The organism is Paenibacillus sonchi (assembly GCF_016772475.1).
GTDB lineage: Bacteria > Bacillota > Bacilli > Paenibacillales > Paenibacillaceae > Paenibacillus_AQ > Paenibacillus_AQ sonchi.
This window is the reverse complement of record NZ_CP068595.1, coordinates 189,550-203,723: the sequence shown is the minus strand read 5'-3', so window position 1 is coordinate 203,723 and position 14,174 is coordinate 189,550. Positions and strand designations below refer to the sequence as shown.

Here is a 14,174-nt window from a genome sequence, read left to right as displayed (position 1 = left end):
AGGTCGGAAGAGGTATGATTGAAGCGTCAACAATTACTATTTTGCTGATCGCGGTTGTTGTGATTATCGTGCTGAGTGTGTTTTTCAGTTTTTTCCCGGTCATGCTGTGGGTTTCAGCTTGGGCTGCAGGTGTAAGAATCAGTATTATAACCCTGGTAGCGATGAGACTGCGGCGGGTTACGCCAAGCCGGATCGTCAATCCGCTGATCAAGGCCACCAAGGCGGGGCTGGGTGTGAACATCAATCAGCTTGAGAGCCATTATCTGGCGGGCGGGAACGTCGACCGGGTCGTCAATGCGCTGATCGCTGCGCAGCGTGCCGATATTCCCCTGGAGTTCACGCGGGCGGCTGCGATTGATCTGGCCGGACGCGATGTGCTGCTGGCTGTGCAGATGAGTGTTAATCCACGGGTCATTGAGACGCCGATTGTAGCCGCTGTTGCCAAAAACGGCATCGAGGTCAAGGTGAAGGCGAGAGTGACTGTACGGGCCAATATCGACCGTCTCGTCGGCGGTGCCGGTGAAGAAACGATTATCGCCCGTGTCGGCGAAGGGATTGTAACAACCGTAGGTTCGAGCAGCACCCATAAAGACGTGCTGGAGAATCCCGATTCTATCTCGCGGACCGTTTTGTCCAAAGGGCTTGATTCCGGAACCGCTTTTGAGATTCTTTCCATCGATATAGCTGACGTTGATGTGGGCAAGAATATCGGTGCTTACCTGCAAACGGAACAGGCTGAGGCAGACAAACGCATTGCCCAGGCCAAAGCTGAAGAGCGCAGAGCGATGGCGGTCGCGCATGAACAGGAAATGAAGGCCCGCGTCGTTGAGATGAAGGCGCTTGTCGTCGAGTCCGAATCTCAGGTGCCGCTGGCTATGGCGGAAGCGCTGCGCTCCGGCAAGCTTGGGGTCATGGATTACATGAACCTCAAAAATATTGAAGCCGACACCCAAATGCGCGGTTCGCTCGGCAAACTAAATGATGGTGACGACAGCAGCCGTCCAACCAATAAATAAGGGGATGTGAGTTCCCATGGGCAGCCTGATCTACGTAGCCGCGATTATCATCATCGCAATCATTTCCAGCCTGAACAAGGCGGGTAAAAATAAAGGGGGTTCCGCTCCGCGCGGGGGAATGCCAACCTTCGGCGGAGGGGAAGGGTATCCCCTGAACCCCGGCCGGCGTGCGAAGCGCGAGCCGGAATACGGGGACAGCACCAATAAGCGCAGCGGATTCCCTGTTCCCGGAGACAGTGCCCCGTACCCGGGGCAGCCTGCCGCTTCCCGCGCTGAGGCGGATTATGACGCATCTCCGGCTTGGCCGGAGTCTTCGGAGCGCCCCTCTCCCGACTATGAAACCGGCGAAGGCCTTTCGCTGGAGCAAGCCGGGGAAGAGGATGGGGTGCAGGCACGTGCCGAGCGGCTGCAGCGGGAATTGGAGCGGCTGCATCTGCATTTTGACGGGGCTGCAGCCGGTGCGGACTCGGGAGAAAAAGGGACCCGGCCTGATTCCAGTCCTGCCGGCAGCCGTGAATTTGCCGCTGACCGCAAAGCGCTGCGGGAGGGGCTCATATGGGCGGAAATACTGGGTCCGCCACGTTCCCGGCAGCCCCGTTCTAACCGTAGGCAGATCTGACCGGCCTGATGAGAGTTTTGTGGTTCTAAAGCCCCGGTTGACTCCGGGGATAAGGTTTCATTACAAGGGTGTCCCAAGCAGCCGTTACTTGCCGCTGCTTGGGGCACCTTTGTTGTTTTTGAACAAGGCTCCGATTAAAGTCACGAGTGTTCCCGCCTAATTCATAAACAATAGCGTTCCCGCATAAGGTGTACAGAAGGCAGGAAGGGGGAGAAGTCTACTTATGACCCGTATTGGCCGCAGGCTGCGGGGATGGACAAACGGGGTACTGGATCTTCCGCAGGATGTGCTGCAGGAGCTGCCCCGAATCACCCTGATCGGCAATAAAGAACTGTATATTGAGAACCACCGCGGCGTGCTGCATTTTTCTTCCGAGCAGCTGAGGCTTGCGTTAGTAAACGGCTCGCTGGAAATCTCCGGCGAGGGGCTTGTGATCCGGAATATTCTGGGCCAGGAGCTGGCAGTAGAGGGGATTATCGGGGAGATCAGATATAAGGGAAGCGAGGAGAACTCATGAAGCAGCCGCCTTTGGCATCACTGCGGGGGTTCGTTACACTGCATGTGACGGGACCGCAGGTGGAAAAGTTTATCAATGCTGTTACTGAAGCGGACATCGTCATCTGGGATGTGAGGCCTGCCGGGGACGGCGCTTCCCTGAACCTGCTGCTGGATGACTTTTTTGCCCTTCGGCCGCTTTTGAAAAAGACAGGCTGCCGCACCCGCGTCACGGCCAGAAACGGGCTGCCCTTTAATGCGGCCAAGCTGTGGAAACGGAAGTTTTTTGCTGCGGGATTGCTGTTGTTCGGCATTGGCCTGGTGCTGCTGTCTTCAATGATATGGACTGTCAAGATTGAAGGGAATGACCGGATTGCCTCCGAGGATATTCTGCAGGCTGCACGCCATGAGGGGGTATATCCTTTCCAGTGGATTTGGCGCATGGATGATCCGGACAAGCTCTCCAAAAAGCTGACCTCAACGCTTCCGGGTGTCTCCTGGGTGGGGGTGCAGCGGACGGGGACGAGCGTTAAAATTCATATTGTTGAATCCGACCAGCCGGAGAACAAGCCGCTGCTCAGCAAACGCCACCTGATCAGCAGGACGGATGCGGTGGTGACCGAAATCTACGCGGAGCAGGGCAGGCCGGTGGTAACCCGCAATACCCGGGTCAAAAAAGGGCAGATCCTGATCTCCGGTGCGATTGGGGATGAAGAAAATATGGAATATGTCGTTGCCAAAGGCGAGGTGAAAGGCCTGGTCTGGCATGAATACAATATTGAAGTGCCGTTGAACCGGACGAGAAGCTCATATACAGGAGAGCGGAAGGACCGCACCTATCTGGTGCTGGGCAAATGGGCGGTCCAGTTATGGGGTTACGGTAAAGCAGACTTTGCGGAATCGCGTACACTTACGGAGCATGATCCGCTGACCTGGCGTTCTTTTCAGCTGCCGCTGGGGCTGCTGACCGAGAAGGAAATGGAGGTCCTGGATACTGCCGAAACATTGACGCCCGAGGCTGCACGCGAGGAAGGGATTACGCAGGCGAAGAATGATATTTTGGCCCGTTACGGCACAGACAGCGCCATTAAAAGTCAAAAAATTTTGCATGAGAAGAAAGAGAATGGTAAAGTTTATATGAAAGTGCTCTTTGAAGTGGAAGAGAGAATTACGCAAGAACTTCCAATAGTAAACAACTGAGGAGAATGAGGCTACTTGTCAGAACAGACTGCAAGCATTCGTATATCTTTGCAAAATGCGGGAGAAGCGCAATCCCTGTTCGGCCCGCAGGATGGTTTTCTAAAAATAATCGAAAGTGAGATTCCGGCCGTAATCGACTCGCGTGAAGCTGAAATTACGATTCGCGGTGCGGAGCGGGAAGTGGACATGCTGGGGCAGCTCTTTGGTGTGCTGCTCTCCCTGATCCGCAGCGGCTATATACTCAGTGAGCGGGATATTCAGTATGCGGTGGAGCTGGCAAAGGATTTCCGGGCCGATCAGCTGCTTGATTTGTTCAAGGGTGAAATCACGACGACCTTCCGCGGCAAGCCCATCCGGGTCAAAACAATCGGCCAGAAGCATTATGTGACTACGATCAAAAAGCGGGACATCGTCTTCGGCATCGGGCCTGCCGGTACCGGCAAAACCTATCTTGCAGTGGTGCTGGCCGTTACGGCGCTGAAGGAAGGGTCCGTGAAACGAATCGTGCTTACGCGTCCGGCAGTGGAGGCGGGAGAGAGCCTGGGCTTCCTTCCAGGGGATCTGCAGGAAAAGGTAGATCCATATCTCCGTCCGCTCTACGACGCTTTATACGACGTTATGGGCCCCGATCAGGTCGCCAAAGCGCTGGAGCGCGGGCTGATTGAGATTGCTCCGCTTGCATACATGCGCGGGCGCACGCTGGATGATTCTTTTATCATTCTCGATGAGGCCCAGAATACGACTCCGGAACAAATGAAAATGTTTCTGACCCGCCTAGGGTTCGGCTCCAAGATGGTGATTACGGGGGATGTGACCCAAATCGACCTGCCCCGCGGCAAAAAATCGGGATTGATTGAAGCCAAAACGATTTTATCCGGCATTGATGAGCTGGGCTTTGTCTATTTTGCAGAACAGGATGTAGTCCGGCATTCCCTGGTGCAGAAAATTATCGTCGCCTATGAACGCTCTGCCGAAAACCTCGAATAAAAAAGGGGACTGTCTTCATGGCCTCAAAGCAACCATCGAAATTAAGCGGATTTGTATACAATAGCAACGGGTGGAAGTATAGCGCGGTGACGCGCTATGCTCTTTTCCTGTTATTGGGGCTTGTTTTCTACTTCAGCCTGTCCTCAGACCTGGTACCCAAGAAGTATGACATCAAAGAGGGAACCCACAGCGCCAAGGAAATCACTGCCCCCAAGCAAATCCTTGACACCAAAGCCAAGCTAAAAGCCCAGGAAGAAGCGGCTGAGAATGTGACCAACCGCTATGCGATTATTCCAATGAGAGCAGACACTCTTGTGACTTCTCTGCTGGACCGGATCGACCGCCTTAATCAGGATGACCTGATCTCGCAAAGTGACAAAACGGCGATTTACCGTGAGGAGATCCCGCAGCGGGCCAGTGATTTTATTCTGAATTTTGTAGCCTCCAGCCGGAATGCAGGCACCTATTCCGATACGCTGCTGGATGAGATGCAGTCGGTGATCAAGGATCAGACTTATGTTATTCCGGAAGAGACTTATATCAAAATTCCGCGTCTGACCTCGCAGGACATTATCGAGATGAAGCCGGTGGCCCGGGATATTGTCACCAAGCTGATGAACGACCAGATTACCGATGCCCAGTCCGCGCGCGCCAAGGTGGCCGAGCAGGTGAGCGTCAGTTCGCTGAGCCAGCGTACGGCCCGTGAGGTGGTGCAGGAACTGGTACGGCTGGTGATTACGAGCAACAAGTTCTACGACGAGGAAGCAACCAAGGAAGCGAAAGTGCAGGCCCGCGAAAATACACCCGATGTGTTCATTGAGCAGGGGGATGTGCTTGTCGCAAAAGGGGAGCTGATCACTCCTGAGCTGTATACCCTTCTGGATGACAACGGACTGCTGAGCAACGAAGTCAACTACTGGCCGCAGTTCGGCCTGCTGATTTTCTCTGCTTTGTTATCTTTTGGCCTGTTTACATTCATCCGGTATTCAGGCGGAGCTTCCGGCTTCAAGTATAATAACTCCCAGCTGCTTATGCTGGTGCTGGTATTTGTAATTACGATTATTACGGTTAAGCTCGCTGCGTTTCTGCAGACGGATGCACGCGCATACGTCGGTTTCCTGGCGCCGGTAGCGATTGGCGCGATGCTGATCACCATGCTGCTGGATATGACGCTGGCCTACTTCTGTTCCATTTTATTCAGCATTCTTGCCAGTATTATGCTCAATGTGCAGCAGAACACGATCTTTGACTTCACCTTCGGTTTCTTTGCGCTTATCGTTAGCTATGTCGCCATTTTTGCCACTCACCGTGCAGGGCAGCGCTCCACGCTCCTGAAAGGCGGGATCATGATATCCCTGATTGGAAGTGTGACTGTATTTATGCTTAATGTGCTGGCCGGAGGTGTCTGGAACCAGACGCAGGCTTTATATGCGATTGGCTTCTCTTTTGCCAGCGGTCTGCTGACTGCAGTGCTGGTTATCGGCCTGATGCCTTTCTTCGAGGCTACCTTCGGTATCTTATCGGCGCTGAAGCTGGTGGAGCTGTCGAATCCGAACCATCCCCTGCTGCGCAAGCTGCTTACGGAAACGCCGGGAACCTATCATCACAGCGTGATGGTCGGGAACCTGTCGGAAGCGGCGGCGGAGGCGATTGGCGCAGATGGATTGCTCTGCCGGGTAGGCTCTTATTATCACGATATCGGCAAGACCAAGCGGCCGTTTTATTTCATAGAGAACCAGAACAATATGGAGAATCCGCATGATTCGATTGAGCCGATGCTCAGTAAGTCGATCATTGTGGCGCATGCCCGGGACGGGGTGGAAATGCTGAAGGAGTACAAGCTGCCGAAGCCGATCCGGGATATTGCCGAACAGCATCACGGCACGACATTCCTGCATTATTTTTATCATAAAGCACTGAAGCTGGCTGAGGAAAAAGGTGTGGAGCCCGATTTCACCGAAGAGGACTTCAGATATCCGGGACCAAAAGCCCAGTCCAAGGAATCGGCCGTAGTCGGAATCGCCGACAGTGTGGAAGCAGCCGTCCGTTCGCTCCGCAAGCCTACAGTTGTACAGGTGGAGACGATGATTGAGAAAATCATCAAGAGCCGTCTGGATGATCACCAGTTCGATGAATGCGATCTGACGATCAAGGAGCTGGATATCATAGCGCGGACGCTGAAAGAAACGGTAATGGGGATTTTTCATTCACGGATCGAATATCCCGAGGATGTGAAAAAACCGAAAAAAGAGGAAGGGGCCGTAACAACATGAGCCTTGCAATCGTCTGGAATAACGAACAGGAAGAACACCCAATAAGCGATGAGCTGATTACTCTGCTGGAGAGTATTTTGCAAAAGGCCGGCGAAGCGGAAGGGATTGACGAAGGCGAAGTGGATCTTACTTTTGTCAATAACGAACGCATTCATGAATTGAATCTGGAATACCGGGGGATTGACCGTCCGACGGATGTGCTTTCCTTTGCCATGAACGAAACCGGGGAAGACGAGCCTGAAATTATATATGCTCTTGAAGAAGATGAAGAAGGAGAGGATGTTCCTTATGTATTGGGCGACATCATTATCTCCGTAACCCGGGCGCAGGAGCAGGCGCTGGAATATGGCCATTCGCTGGAACGGGAACTGGGCTTCCTGTTCGTCCACGGTTTCCTGCATCTGCTGGGCTATGATCATCAGGATGCGGTTTCGGAAGCCGAAATGATGTCCAAACAGGAAAAGGTGCTGGCTCAGGTTGGGTTGACACGCTAATGGTCAAGAATACGGCGGTAGGCCACAAAAAATTCTGGCACTCTTTTCGGTTTGCGGCGCAAGGTATTGCCTCTGCGTTCAAGTCTGAGCTGAATATGAAGGTGCACAGCACTTTGGCTGTACTCGTGCTTGCTGCCGCCGTCATCCTCAGACTCCCCCGTCAAGCTGGATGCTGCTGCTGCTCGCCATTACGCTCGTTCTGGCCGCTGAGCTGCTGAACACAGCTATTGAAGCGACAATCGATCTGGTCTCTCCGGAGATTCATCCCTTGGCCAAAAAAGCGAAAGACACCGCCGCAGGGGCTGTATTGCTCACGGCGGTCTTTGCCGCCATCGTGGGAATCTACGTATTTTATCATCCTGTGATGGACTGGATCACCGGACTTATGTCATAATCAGTTTACAACTTCAGCTTATGGGAGAGGCGGACCCGCGTTTTGCGCTCCGTCTTTCATTGTCTTCACTCTCGGAAAAGCGTATGCTTCCGAAGCGAGTTTTATTGCGTAGTAAAAACATGTAGCATAGCTTCATAAAACTTTTAGGAGGACAACAATGGAATCTGCTCTTCTTTTACAGGAAGCGATCAAAGCACGGGCCAATGCCTACATTCCCTATTCCCGTTTTGGTGTCGGGGCAGCCTTGCTGGACCAGGACGGCCATGTTCATCATGGCTGCAATGTCGAAAATGCCGCCTTCGGTCCGACGAATTGTGCAGAGCGGACCGCGCTTTTCCGCGCCATCGCCGACGGCCATAAGGCTGGAACGTTCAAGGCGATTGCGGTGATTGCCGATACGGACGGTCCGGTGTCTCCTTGCGGCGTGTGCCGCCAAGTCATGGTCGAGCTGTGCGCACCGGATATGAAGGTCATTCTCGGCAACCTGAGAGGCGATATTCAGGAGACTACCGTGCGGGATTTGCTCCCCGGCGCGTTTGGCCCCACTGATCTGGAACAGGGGCAGGCTCCCGAGTAATTCTGCGGTAAAATAATGGATTGAACCCATTAATGCCCTTAGTTCCTGTTAAAACACTGAAGCTCCATAAGTGCCTCTATTCTGGCAGAACTAACTGTGTTATATTGCGTGCTGTCTGGCTTAACTGCATATCGTACAGCTAAATAACGGATATTTGTGCTCCGAAAGAATATAATTGCAGTTAGTGCAGTTAAATTCGCTAAATGTAGGAAAAACAGCCCGTATTGGCAAAAATAATTGCGCGAAATACAGCTAAAATGGCAAAGTTGTAGTTATAGACTGAAATAACTGCACAAAATACAATTAAGCTGTTGGAATAGCAGTTGCTTTCAACTAATTTGGCTTTGTGCCACAGTCAAGCGTGTTCCGCAAGGAACGTAAGCGCTCGATCCTCCGACTTTTCTTCCCATACGCGAATGCCGCTCTCACGCCCATTTCCGGGTGTCCAGAGGGCCGGGGCCCTTGGGGTCCCCCTTGGCTAAGGGGGATTTAGGGGGATCGAAAGCCTTAGGGTGGATCGAAAGCCTTAGGGTGGATCGAAGCGCCTTTAGGGTGGATCGAAGCGCCTTTAGGGTGGATCGAAGCGCCTTTAGGGTGGATCGAAACGCTTTTTGTGGAAATGAGACGCCTTAGAGACTGAATGCATCTTTAAATGTTAATTTTCGAAAAAAGTTCCAAGAAGGAAGCAGGAAGGAAGATCATATGAAATTCAAATCAGGGTTTGTCGCCATTATCGGCAGACCGAACGTAGGCAAATCTACACTTATGAACCAGGTGATCGGACAGAAGATCGCCATCATGTCGGACAAGCCGCAGACCACCAGAAATAAAATCCACGGGGTATACACGGCGAACAATTCGCAGATTGTATTCCTGGACACACCGGGTATCCATAAAAGACAGTCCAAGCTGGGCGATTACATGAATCAGACGGCGATGAGCACATTGCATGAGGTGGAAGCCGTACTGTTCCTGGTGGATGCTTCTGAGGGCATGGGCGGAGGTGACCGCTATATTGCCGAGCAGCTCAAGGACGTCAAAACGCCGGTCATCCTCGTAATGAACAAGATTGACAAAATCGAGCCGGAAGCCCTGCTTCCGCTGATTACCGAATACAATAAGCTGCATGAGTTCGCCGAAATCGTACCGATTTCCGCCAAGCTCGGCAGCAACGTAAATACACTGCTGGATCAGGTAGTGAAATACCTGCCCGAAGGCCCGCAGTATTATCCTGAAGATCAGATTACCGACCATCCGGAGCAGTTCGTCTGTGCAGAGCTGATCCGCGAGAAAATCCTGCATTTGACCCGCGAGGAGGTGCCGCATTCCATTGCGGTAGCCATCGAGGACATGCGCGTCGAATCCAATGGGGTTGTGCATGTGTCGGCCGTTATTTTTGTCGAGCGCGATTCCCAGAAGGGGATTATTATCGGCAAGCAGGGGGCGATGCTGAAGGAAGTCGGCAGACGGGCCCGTACCGATATCGAGAACCTGCTGGGCTCGAAGATTTTTCTGGAGCTGTGGGTAAAAGTGAAAAAAGACTGGCGCAATCAGGAACGCGTTCTGCGTGATTTGGGCTTCCACAAAGACCTTTAAGCTCCGCATTTGCAGCTTCCTGGCAGGAATTGCAAGGATAGATCCTGGCCTATCGCACATCCTATTTCTGAAGAGACATCGTGTTTCCGAAGAAAGGATGAATACGAATGCGAGACTTTTCGTGGAAGTATTTTGCAATGACTGGGGATGTCGATGCATATCTGCTGTACAAACAAGCTGCAGATCCGCTTGAGGGCAGCCTGGAGCTGCCTGCGGAGGAAGAGAAGGTCCTGGATGAAGAAGCGCAATAAGGACTGGTTGCTTGCCGAATGGTTGGGGGAAGAGGCATGCTATACAGGGTGGAAGGGATCGTCATCCGCAGCATGGACTACGGCGAGGGGAACGCGATTATTACGCTTTGCACCGAAAACGCCGGCAAAGTAGGTGTCCTCGTACGCGGGGCCAAAAAGGTTAAAAGCCGCCATGCTGCCCTGATCCAGCTGTTCACTACCGGGGAATATGTGTTTTTCCGCAACAATGGGGGGCTCGGAACACTGAATGCCGGTGAAATTACGAAGTCCCACCATCCGCTGCGGGAGGATCTGGTCAAAGCCGCTTATGCTTCATACGCCTGCGAGCTGCTTGACCGTGTGCTTCATGATGAGGAGACCGGCAGTTTTTGGTTCCGCCAGCTCACAGCCTGTCTCAATGCGCTAGAGGAAGACAAGGAGCCCGGCATCATTATAAATGTCTTTGAGATGAAAATTCTGCAGGCGGCAGGGTACGGACCGCAGCTGGACAACTGCATTGTTTGCGGTCTGGACAAGCCGGATGAGGAACTGCGGGTAAGTCCCCGCCTCGGGGGCGTGCTCTGCCGCAGCTGCAGGCATAATGATCCTCCTGCAATGGAGATTTCTCCCCGCGCACTCAAGCTGCTGCGCTTGTTCGCTGCGCTTGATCTCACACGGCTTGGCAATGTGAACGTGAAGGAAGGCACCCGTGCTGAACTCAAAAAGATCATGCGGGCCCTTATGGACCATCAGCTGGGGCTGAAGCTGAAATCGCAGAATTTTCTCGACCAGCTTGATAAATACGATATTTGACGAAATGCAAAAAATCCGTTACTATAGGTTCAGTTTCTTGTTATAAATATGCCGTTATAGCTCCTAAGATGGAGAAACGTGCAGTGATCGGGAAAGTAATGAACAGCATTGCCCTTAAGCGAGCCGGGGAGAGTGGAAGCCTGGCAGGACAACGTTCATGAACATGGCACCCGGGAGTGCGAATGCGGCGAATGAAAGTGGATTTCGTCATTTATTGATGAGATCAAGTAGGGTGGAACCGCGGGAGTATATTTCAGGCTCTCGTCCCTATGTCTGTATATCAGGCATGGGGGCGGGAGCTTTTTTGCCTTGTGGTCGGCAATAAGGATCTCATGTGAGACACCGCAAGGATAGAAGAGTGCCGCCTCCATCGACAGCAGGCAAGATGAACCATGGCAAGAGGCGCAGTTAAACTTGTGAAGCGAAGGAGTCGGTAGTATGAATTTTCAGCAGATGATTTTGACGCTGCAGCAGTTCTGGTCTGCCCAGAACTGTATTCTCGTTCAGCCGTATGACACGGAAAAAGGGGCAGGAACCATGAACCCCATGACCTTCCTGCGTTCGCTCGGACCGGAGCCGTGGAAGGTAGCTTATGTGGAGCCTTCACGCCGTCCCTCGGACGGACGTTACGGAGAAAACCCGAACCGTCTGTATCAGCATCACCAGTTCCAGGTGATTATCAAGCCCTCGCCGGACAACATTCAAGAGCTGTATCTGGATAGTCTGAAGGCGCTTGGCGTAGATCCGCTTTTGCATGACATCCGTTTTGTTGAAGACAACTGGGAGAACCCTTCGCTGGGCTGCGCGGGCCTCGGTTGGGAAGTATGGCTGGATGGTATGGAAATCACACAATTTACGTATTTCCAGCAGGTCGGCGGCATTGAGACCAGTCCGGTGGCTGTCGAAATCACTTACGGCATGGAGCGTCTGGCCTCCTACATTCAAGAGAAGGAAAATGTGTTCGACCTGGAATGGGTGGGCGGCATGACCTACGGTGACGTGTTCCATCAGCCGGAAGTAGAGCACTCCACCTATACATTCGAAGTCTCCGATGTCAAAATGCTGTTCACCCTCTTCAACACCTATGAAGAGGAAGCGCGCAGAGCGATGGAGCAGCATCTGGTGTTCCCGGCTTACGACTATGTGCTGAAATGCTCGCACACCTTCAACCTCCTGGATGCGCGCGGAGCCATTAGTGTGACCGAACGAACGGGTTTTATTACCCGAGTCCGCAACCTAGCCCGCACCGTAGCGGCGACATATCTTGAGGAACGCGAGAAGCTCGGCTTCCCGCTGCTGAAGAAAGAAGGTGCTGACCTTGTCTAAAGATATATTGTTTGAGATCGGACTCGAAGAGGTTCCGGCCCGCTTCATCCGGGCTGCGATGGAGCAGCTTAAGGACAGAACCGTCAAATGGCTGGAAGCATCCCGCATTTCCCATAGCGGAGTCAGCGCCTGTGCCACACCGCGCCGTCTTGCCGTTCTGGTAAAGGATGCCGCCGAAAAACAAGAGGATATCAGTGAAGAAGTGAAGGGCCCTTCACGCAAAATCGCACTGGACGCCAGCGGCGAATGGAGCAAGGCTGCACTCGGTTTTGCCCGCAGCCAGGGGGTATCGCCGGAGCAGTTCACCTTTAAAGAGCTGGCAGGAGTCGAATATATTTATGCCACCAAAAACAGCGAGGGTGTAAACACCTCTTCACTGTTGTCTGAAGGGCTTAGCGGCATTGTCAGCGCAATGACCTTCCCCAAGAACATGCGCTGGGGAGCCTATGACTTCAAATTCGTCCGCCCGATCCGCTGGCTGGTGGCCCTGTTCGGCCAAGAGGTGATTGATCTGGAAATCACCGGCGTCAAAGCCGGAAATGTAAGCCGGGGTCATCGTTTCCTGGGAACGGAAGCGGTTATTGCCGAGCCTGCACAATACATGGAAACGATGCGCAGCCAGCATGTGCTGGTCGATGTGAAGGAACGCGAAGAGCTGATTCTGAGCCAGATCAACAAGCTGGCAGAAGAGAAGGGCTGGACGATCGCCATCAAAGACGACTTGCTGGAGGAAGTTTTGTTCCTCGTAGAAACGCCGACGGTGCTGTTCGGTACATTTGATGCATCGTTCCTTAACATCCCGCAGGATGTGCTGATTACCTCGATGCGCGAGCATCAGCGCTACTTCCCGGTTTTTGACGCAGCGGGTGCGCTGCTGCCTTTCTTCGTCACAGTCCGCAACGGTAATGCGGAGTCGCTGGATGTCATCGCCAAGGGGAATGAGAAGGTGCTGCGTGCCCGTCTGTCGGACGCGAAGTTCTTTTATGAAGAGGATCAGAAGCTGCAAATCAGCGATGCGCTGGCCAAGCTTGAGAACATTGTGTATCACGAGGAACTGGGCAGCGTCGGGGACAAGGTCCGCCGGATTCGCGCGGTAGCTGACCGGTTAACGGTGAAGCTGGGACTATCCGCAAAGACAGCTGCTGAAGTCAGCCGGACGGCTGATATCTGCAAATTTGATCTGGTTACGCAAATGGTAAATGAGTTTTCCGAACTCCAGGGTACCATGGGCGAGGATTACGCCCGCAAAGCCGGTGAACCCGAAGCGGTTGCAAAGGGAATCTTCGAGCACTATCAGCCACGCTTTGCCGGAGACGCTGTTCCTGCTTCGGAAGTCGGCCTTGTGGTCAGCCTTGCGGATAAAATCGACACGATTGTCGGATGCTTTTCCATCGGCATTATCCCGACCGGTTCGCAGGACCCCTACGCCCTCCGCCGGCAGGCGGCAGGCATTGTGCAAATGATCCTTGAGCATAAGCTGACGGTCTCTTTACAGGAAATTTTTGATGCTGCCTTGGAGGTGCATGAAAATTTACGCACAGAGAAACCTTTTGCTCCTGATCTGCGTATAAACCTGTACGAGTTCTTCGGTCTGCGTGTAAAACGGCTGTTATCCGACAATGTCCGTTATGATGTTGTGGATGCGGTAATTGCTGCAGGCTTCGATGATATCGTGGCAGTAGTGGGCAGAAGCCGTGCGCTTATGGACACTGTAAACAGTCAGGCTGATTTCAAAATCACCGTGGATTCACTGACACGGGTCAGCAATCTGGCGGCCAAAGCCGCAGAAGGAACGGCTGTAGTGCCTTCTTTGCTGAAGGAAGAAGCGGAGCGCAAGCTATATGAGACTTGGCAGGCTATACACACACCGTATCAGGAAGCGCTCCGTGCCAGAGATGCGGAGGAAGCTTTACGGATTCTGTCCGGCCTGAAGGATGCGGTTACCGGATTTTTCGATTCCGTAATGGTTATGGCCGAAGATGAGCAGATCCGTGCGAACCGCCTGGCGCTGCTCGCCGGCATCGATGCCGATTCCAAGGCGTTTGCCGATTTTGGCAAGCTGGTGTGGTAGTCTCTTTAGGAGATCCTGATGTAAGTATCCCCTAAAGTGTACGACTTTGTACAGTTTATGGTATAGATCGATGGTTTAGGGTA

Annotated in this window: 14 protein-coding genes and 1 pseudogene; 14 read left to right on the top strand and 1 reads right to left on the bottom strand. The window is 53.0% G+C overall.

Annotated features, from left to right (window positions below; genetic code table 11):
* Window positions 1–14: 14 nt before the first annotated feature.
* The 7 genes from floA to ybeY all read left to right on the top strand — a co-directional run bounded on the left by floA (window position 15) and on the right by ybeY (window position 7,084).
* Window positions 15–1,016 carry a flotillin-like protein FloA gene (gene floA, locus JI735_RS00995; RefSeq protein ID WP_020426369.1) on the top strand — a complete coding sequence of 334 codons (1,002 nt, stop codon included), beginning with the start codon at window positions 15–17 and terminating at the stop codon, window positions 1,014–1,016.
* 16 nt (window positions 1,017–1,032) lie between these two features.
* Window positions 1,033–1,635, top strand: a complete 603-nt coding sequence (locus JI735_RS00990) for a hypothetical protein (RefSeq protein WP_039836978.1) — start codon at window positions 1,033–1,035, stop codon at window positions 1,633–1,635.
* Between the two features lie 223 nt (window positions 1,636–1,858).
* Window positions 1,859–2,152 (top strand): sporulation protein YqfC, encoded by a 294-nt coding sequence (gene yqfC, locus JI735_RS00985; protein WP_020426372.1) that lies wholly within the window; start codon window positions 1,859–1,861, stop codon window positions 2,150–2,152.
* A complete protein-coding gene (gene yqfD / locus JI735_RS00980; RefSeq protein ID WP_039836979.1) occupies window positions 2,149–3,330 on the top strand; it encodes a sporulation protein YqfD in 1,182 nt (393 codons plus the stop codon). The genes yqfC and yqfD overlap by 4 nt, the downstream gene beginning before the upstream one ends.
* Before the next feature lie 15 nt (window positions 3,331–3,345).
* A complete protein-coding gene (locus JI735_RS00975) occupies window positions 3,346–4,317 on the top strand; it encodes a PhoH family protein (RefSeq protein ID WP_020426374.1) in 972 nt (323 codons plus the stop codon).
* Window positions 4,318–4,334: 17 nt separating this feature from the next.
* Window positions 4,335–6,590 carry an HD family phosphohydrolase gene (locus tag JI735_RS00970; RefSeq protein WP_039836980.1) on the top strand — a complete coding sequence of 752 codons (2,256 nt, stop codon included), beginning with the start codon at window positions 4,335–4,337 and terminating at the stop codon, window positions 6,588–6,590.
* Complete coding sequence (gene ybeY / locus JI735_RS00965) at window positions 6,587–7,084, top strand: rRNA maturation RNase YbeY (protein ID WP_020426376.1); 498 nt, start codon at window positions 6,587–6,589, stop codon at window positions 7,082–7,084. The genes JI735_RS00970 and ybeY overlap by 4 nt, the downstream gene beginning before the upstream one ends.
* Here ybeY and JI735_RS37160 read toward each other — a convergent pair.
* Window positions 7,081–7,248 (bottom strand): hypothetical protein, encoded by a 168-nt coding sequence (locus tag JI735_RS37160; protein ID WP_325175568.1) that lies wholly within the window; start codon window positions 7,246–7,248, stop codon window positions 7,081–7,083. The two genes, ybeY and JI735_RS37160, sit on opposite strands and share 4 nt — an antisense overlap.
* Here JI735_RS37160 and JI735_RS37155 point away from each other — a divergent pair.
* The 7 genes and pseudogenes from JI735_RS37155 to glyS all read left to right on the top strand — a co-directional run bounded on the left by JI735_RS37155 (window position 7,180) and on the right by glyS (window position 14,091).
* Window positions 7,180–7,478 (top strand): annotated as a pseudogene (locus JI735_RS37155) (diacylglycerol kinase family protein). The gene JI735_RS37160 and the pseudogene JI735_RS37155 overlap by 69 nt on opposite strands.
* Before the next feature lie 157 nt (window positions 7,479–7,635).
* A complete protein-coding gene (gene cdd, locus JI735_RS00955; RefSeq protein ID WP_020426378.1) occupies window positions 7,636–8,055 on the top strand; it encodes a cytidine deaminase in 420 nt (139 codons plus the stop codon).
* Window positions 8,056–8,757: 702 nt separating this feature from the next.
* Window positions 8,758–9,651, top strand: a complete 894-nt coding sequence (era, locus tag JI735_RS00950; RefSeq protein ID WP_020426379.1) for a GTPase Era — start codon at window positions 8,758–8,760, stop codon at window positions 9,649–9,651.
* Window positions 9,652–9,758: 107 nt separating this feature from the next.
* A complete protein-coding gene (locus tag JI735_RS00945; protein WP_020426380.1) occupies window positions 9,759–9,902 on the top strand; it encodes a YqzL family protein in 144 nt (47 codons plus the stop codon).
* Between the two features lie 36 nt (window positions 9,903–9,938).
* Window positions 9,939–10,694, top strand: a complete 756-nt coding sequence (gene recO / locus JI735_RS00940; RefSeq protein WP_039836982.1) for a DNA repair protein RecO — start codon at window positions 9,939–9,941, stop codon at window positions 10,692–10,694.
* 438 nt (window positions 10,695–11,132) lie between these two features.
* Window positions 11,133–12,020 carry a glycine--tRNA ligase subunit alpha gene (gene glyQ, locus JI735_RS00935; RefSeq protein ID WP_020426382.1) on the top strand — a complete coding sequence of 296 codons (888 nt, stop codon included), beginning with the start codon at window positions 11,133–11,135 and terminating at the stop codon, window positions 12,018–12,020.
* Entirely contained in the window at window positions 12,013–14,091 is a 2,079-nt protein-coding gene (glyS, locus tag JI735_RS00930; RefSeq protein WP_039836983.1) for a glycine--tRNA ligase subunit beta, read from the top strand. The genes glyQ and glyS overlap by 8 nt, the downstream gene beginning before the upstream one ends.
* The last annotated feature ends 83 nt before the right edge of the window (window positions 14,092–14,174 follow it).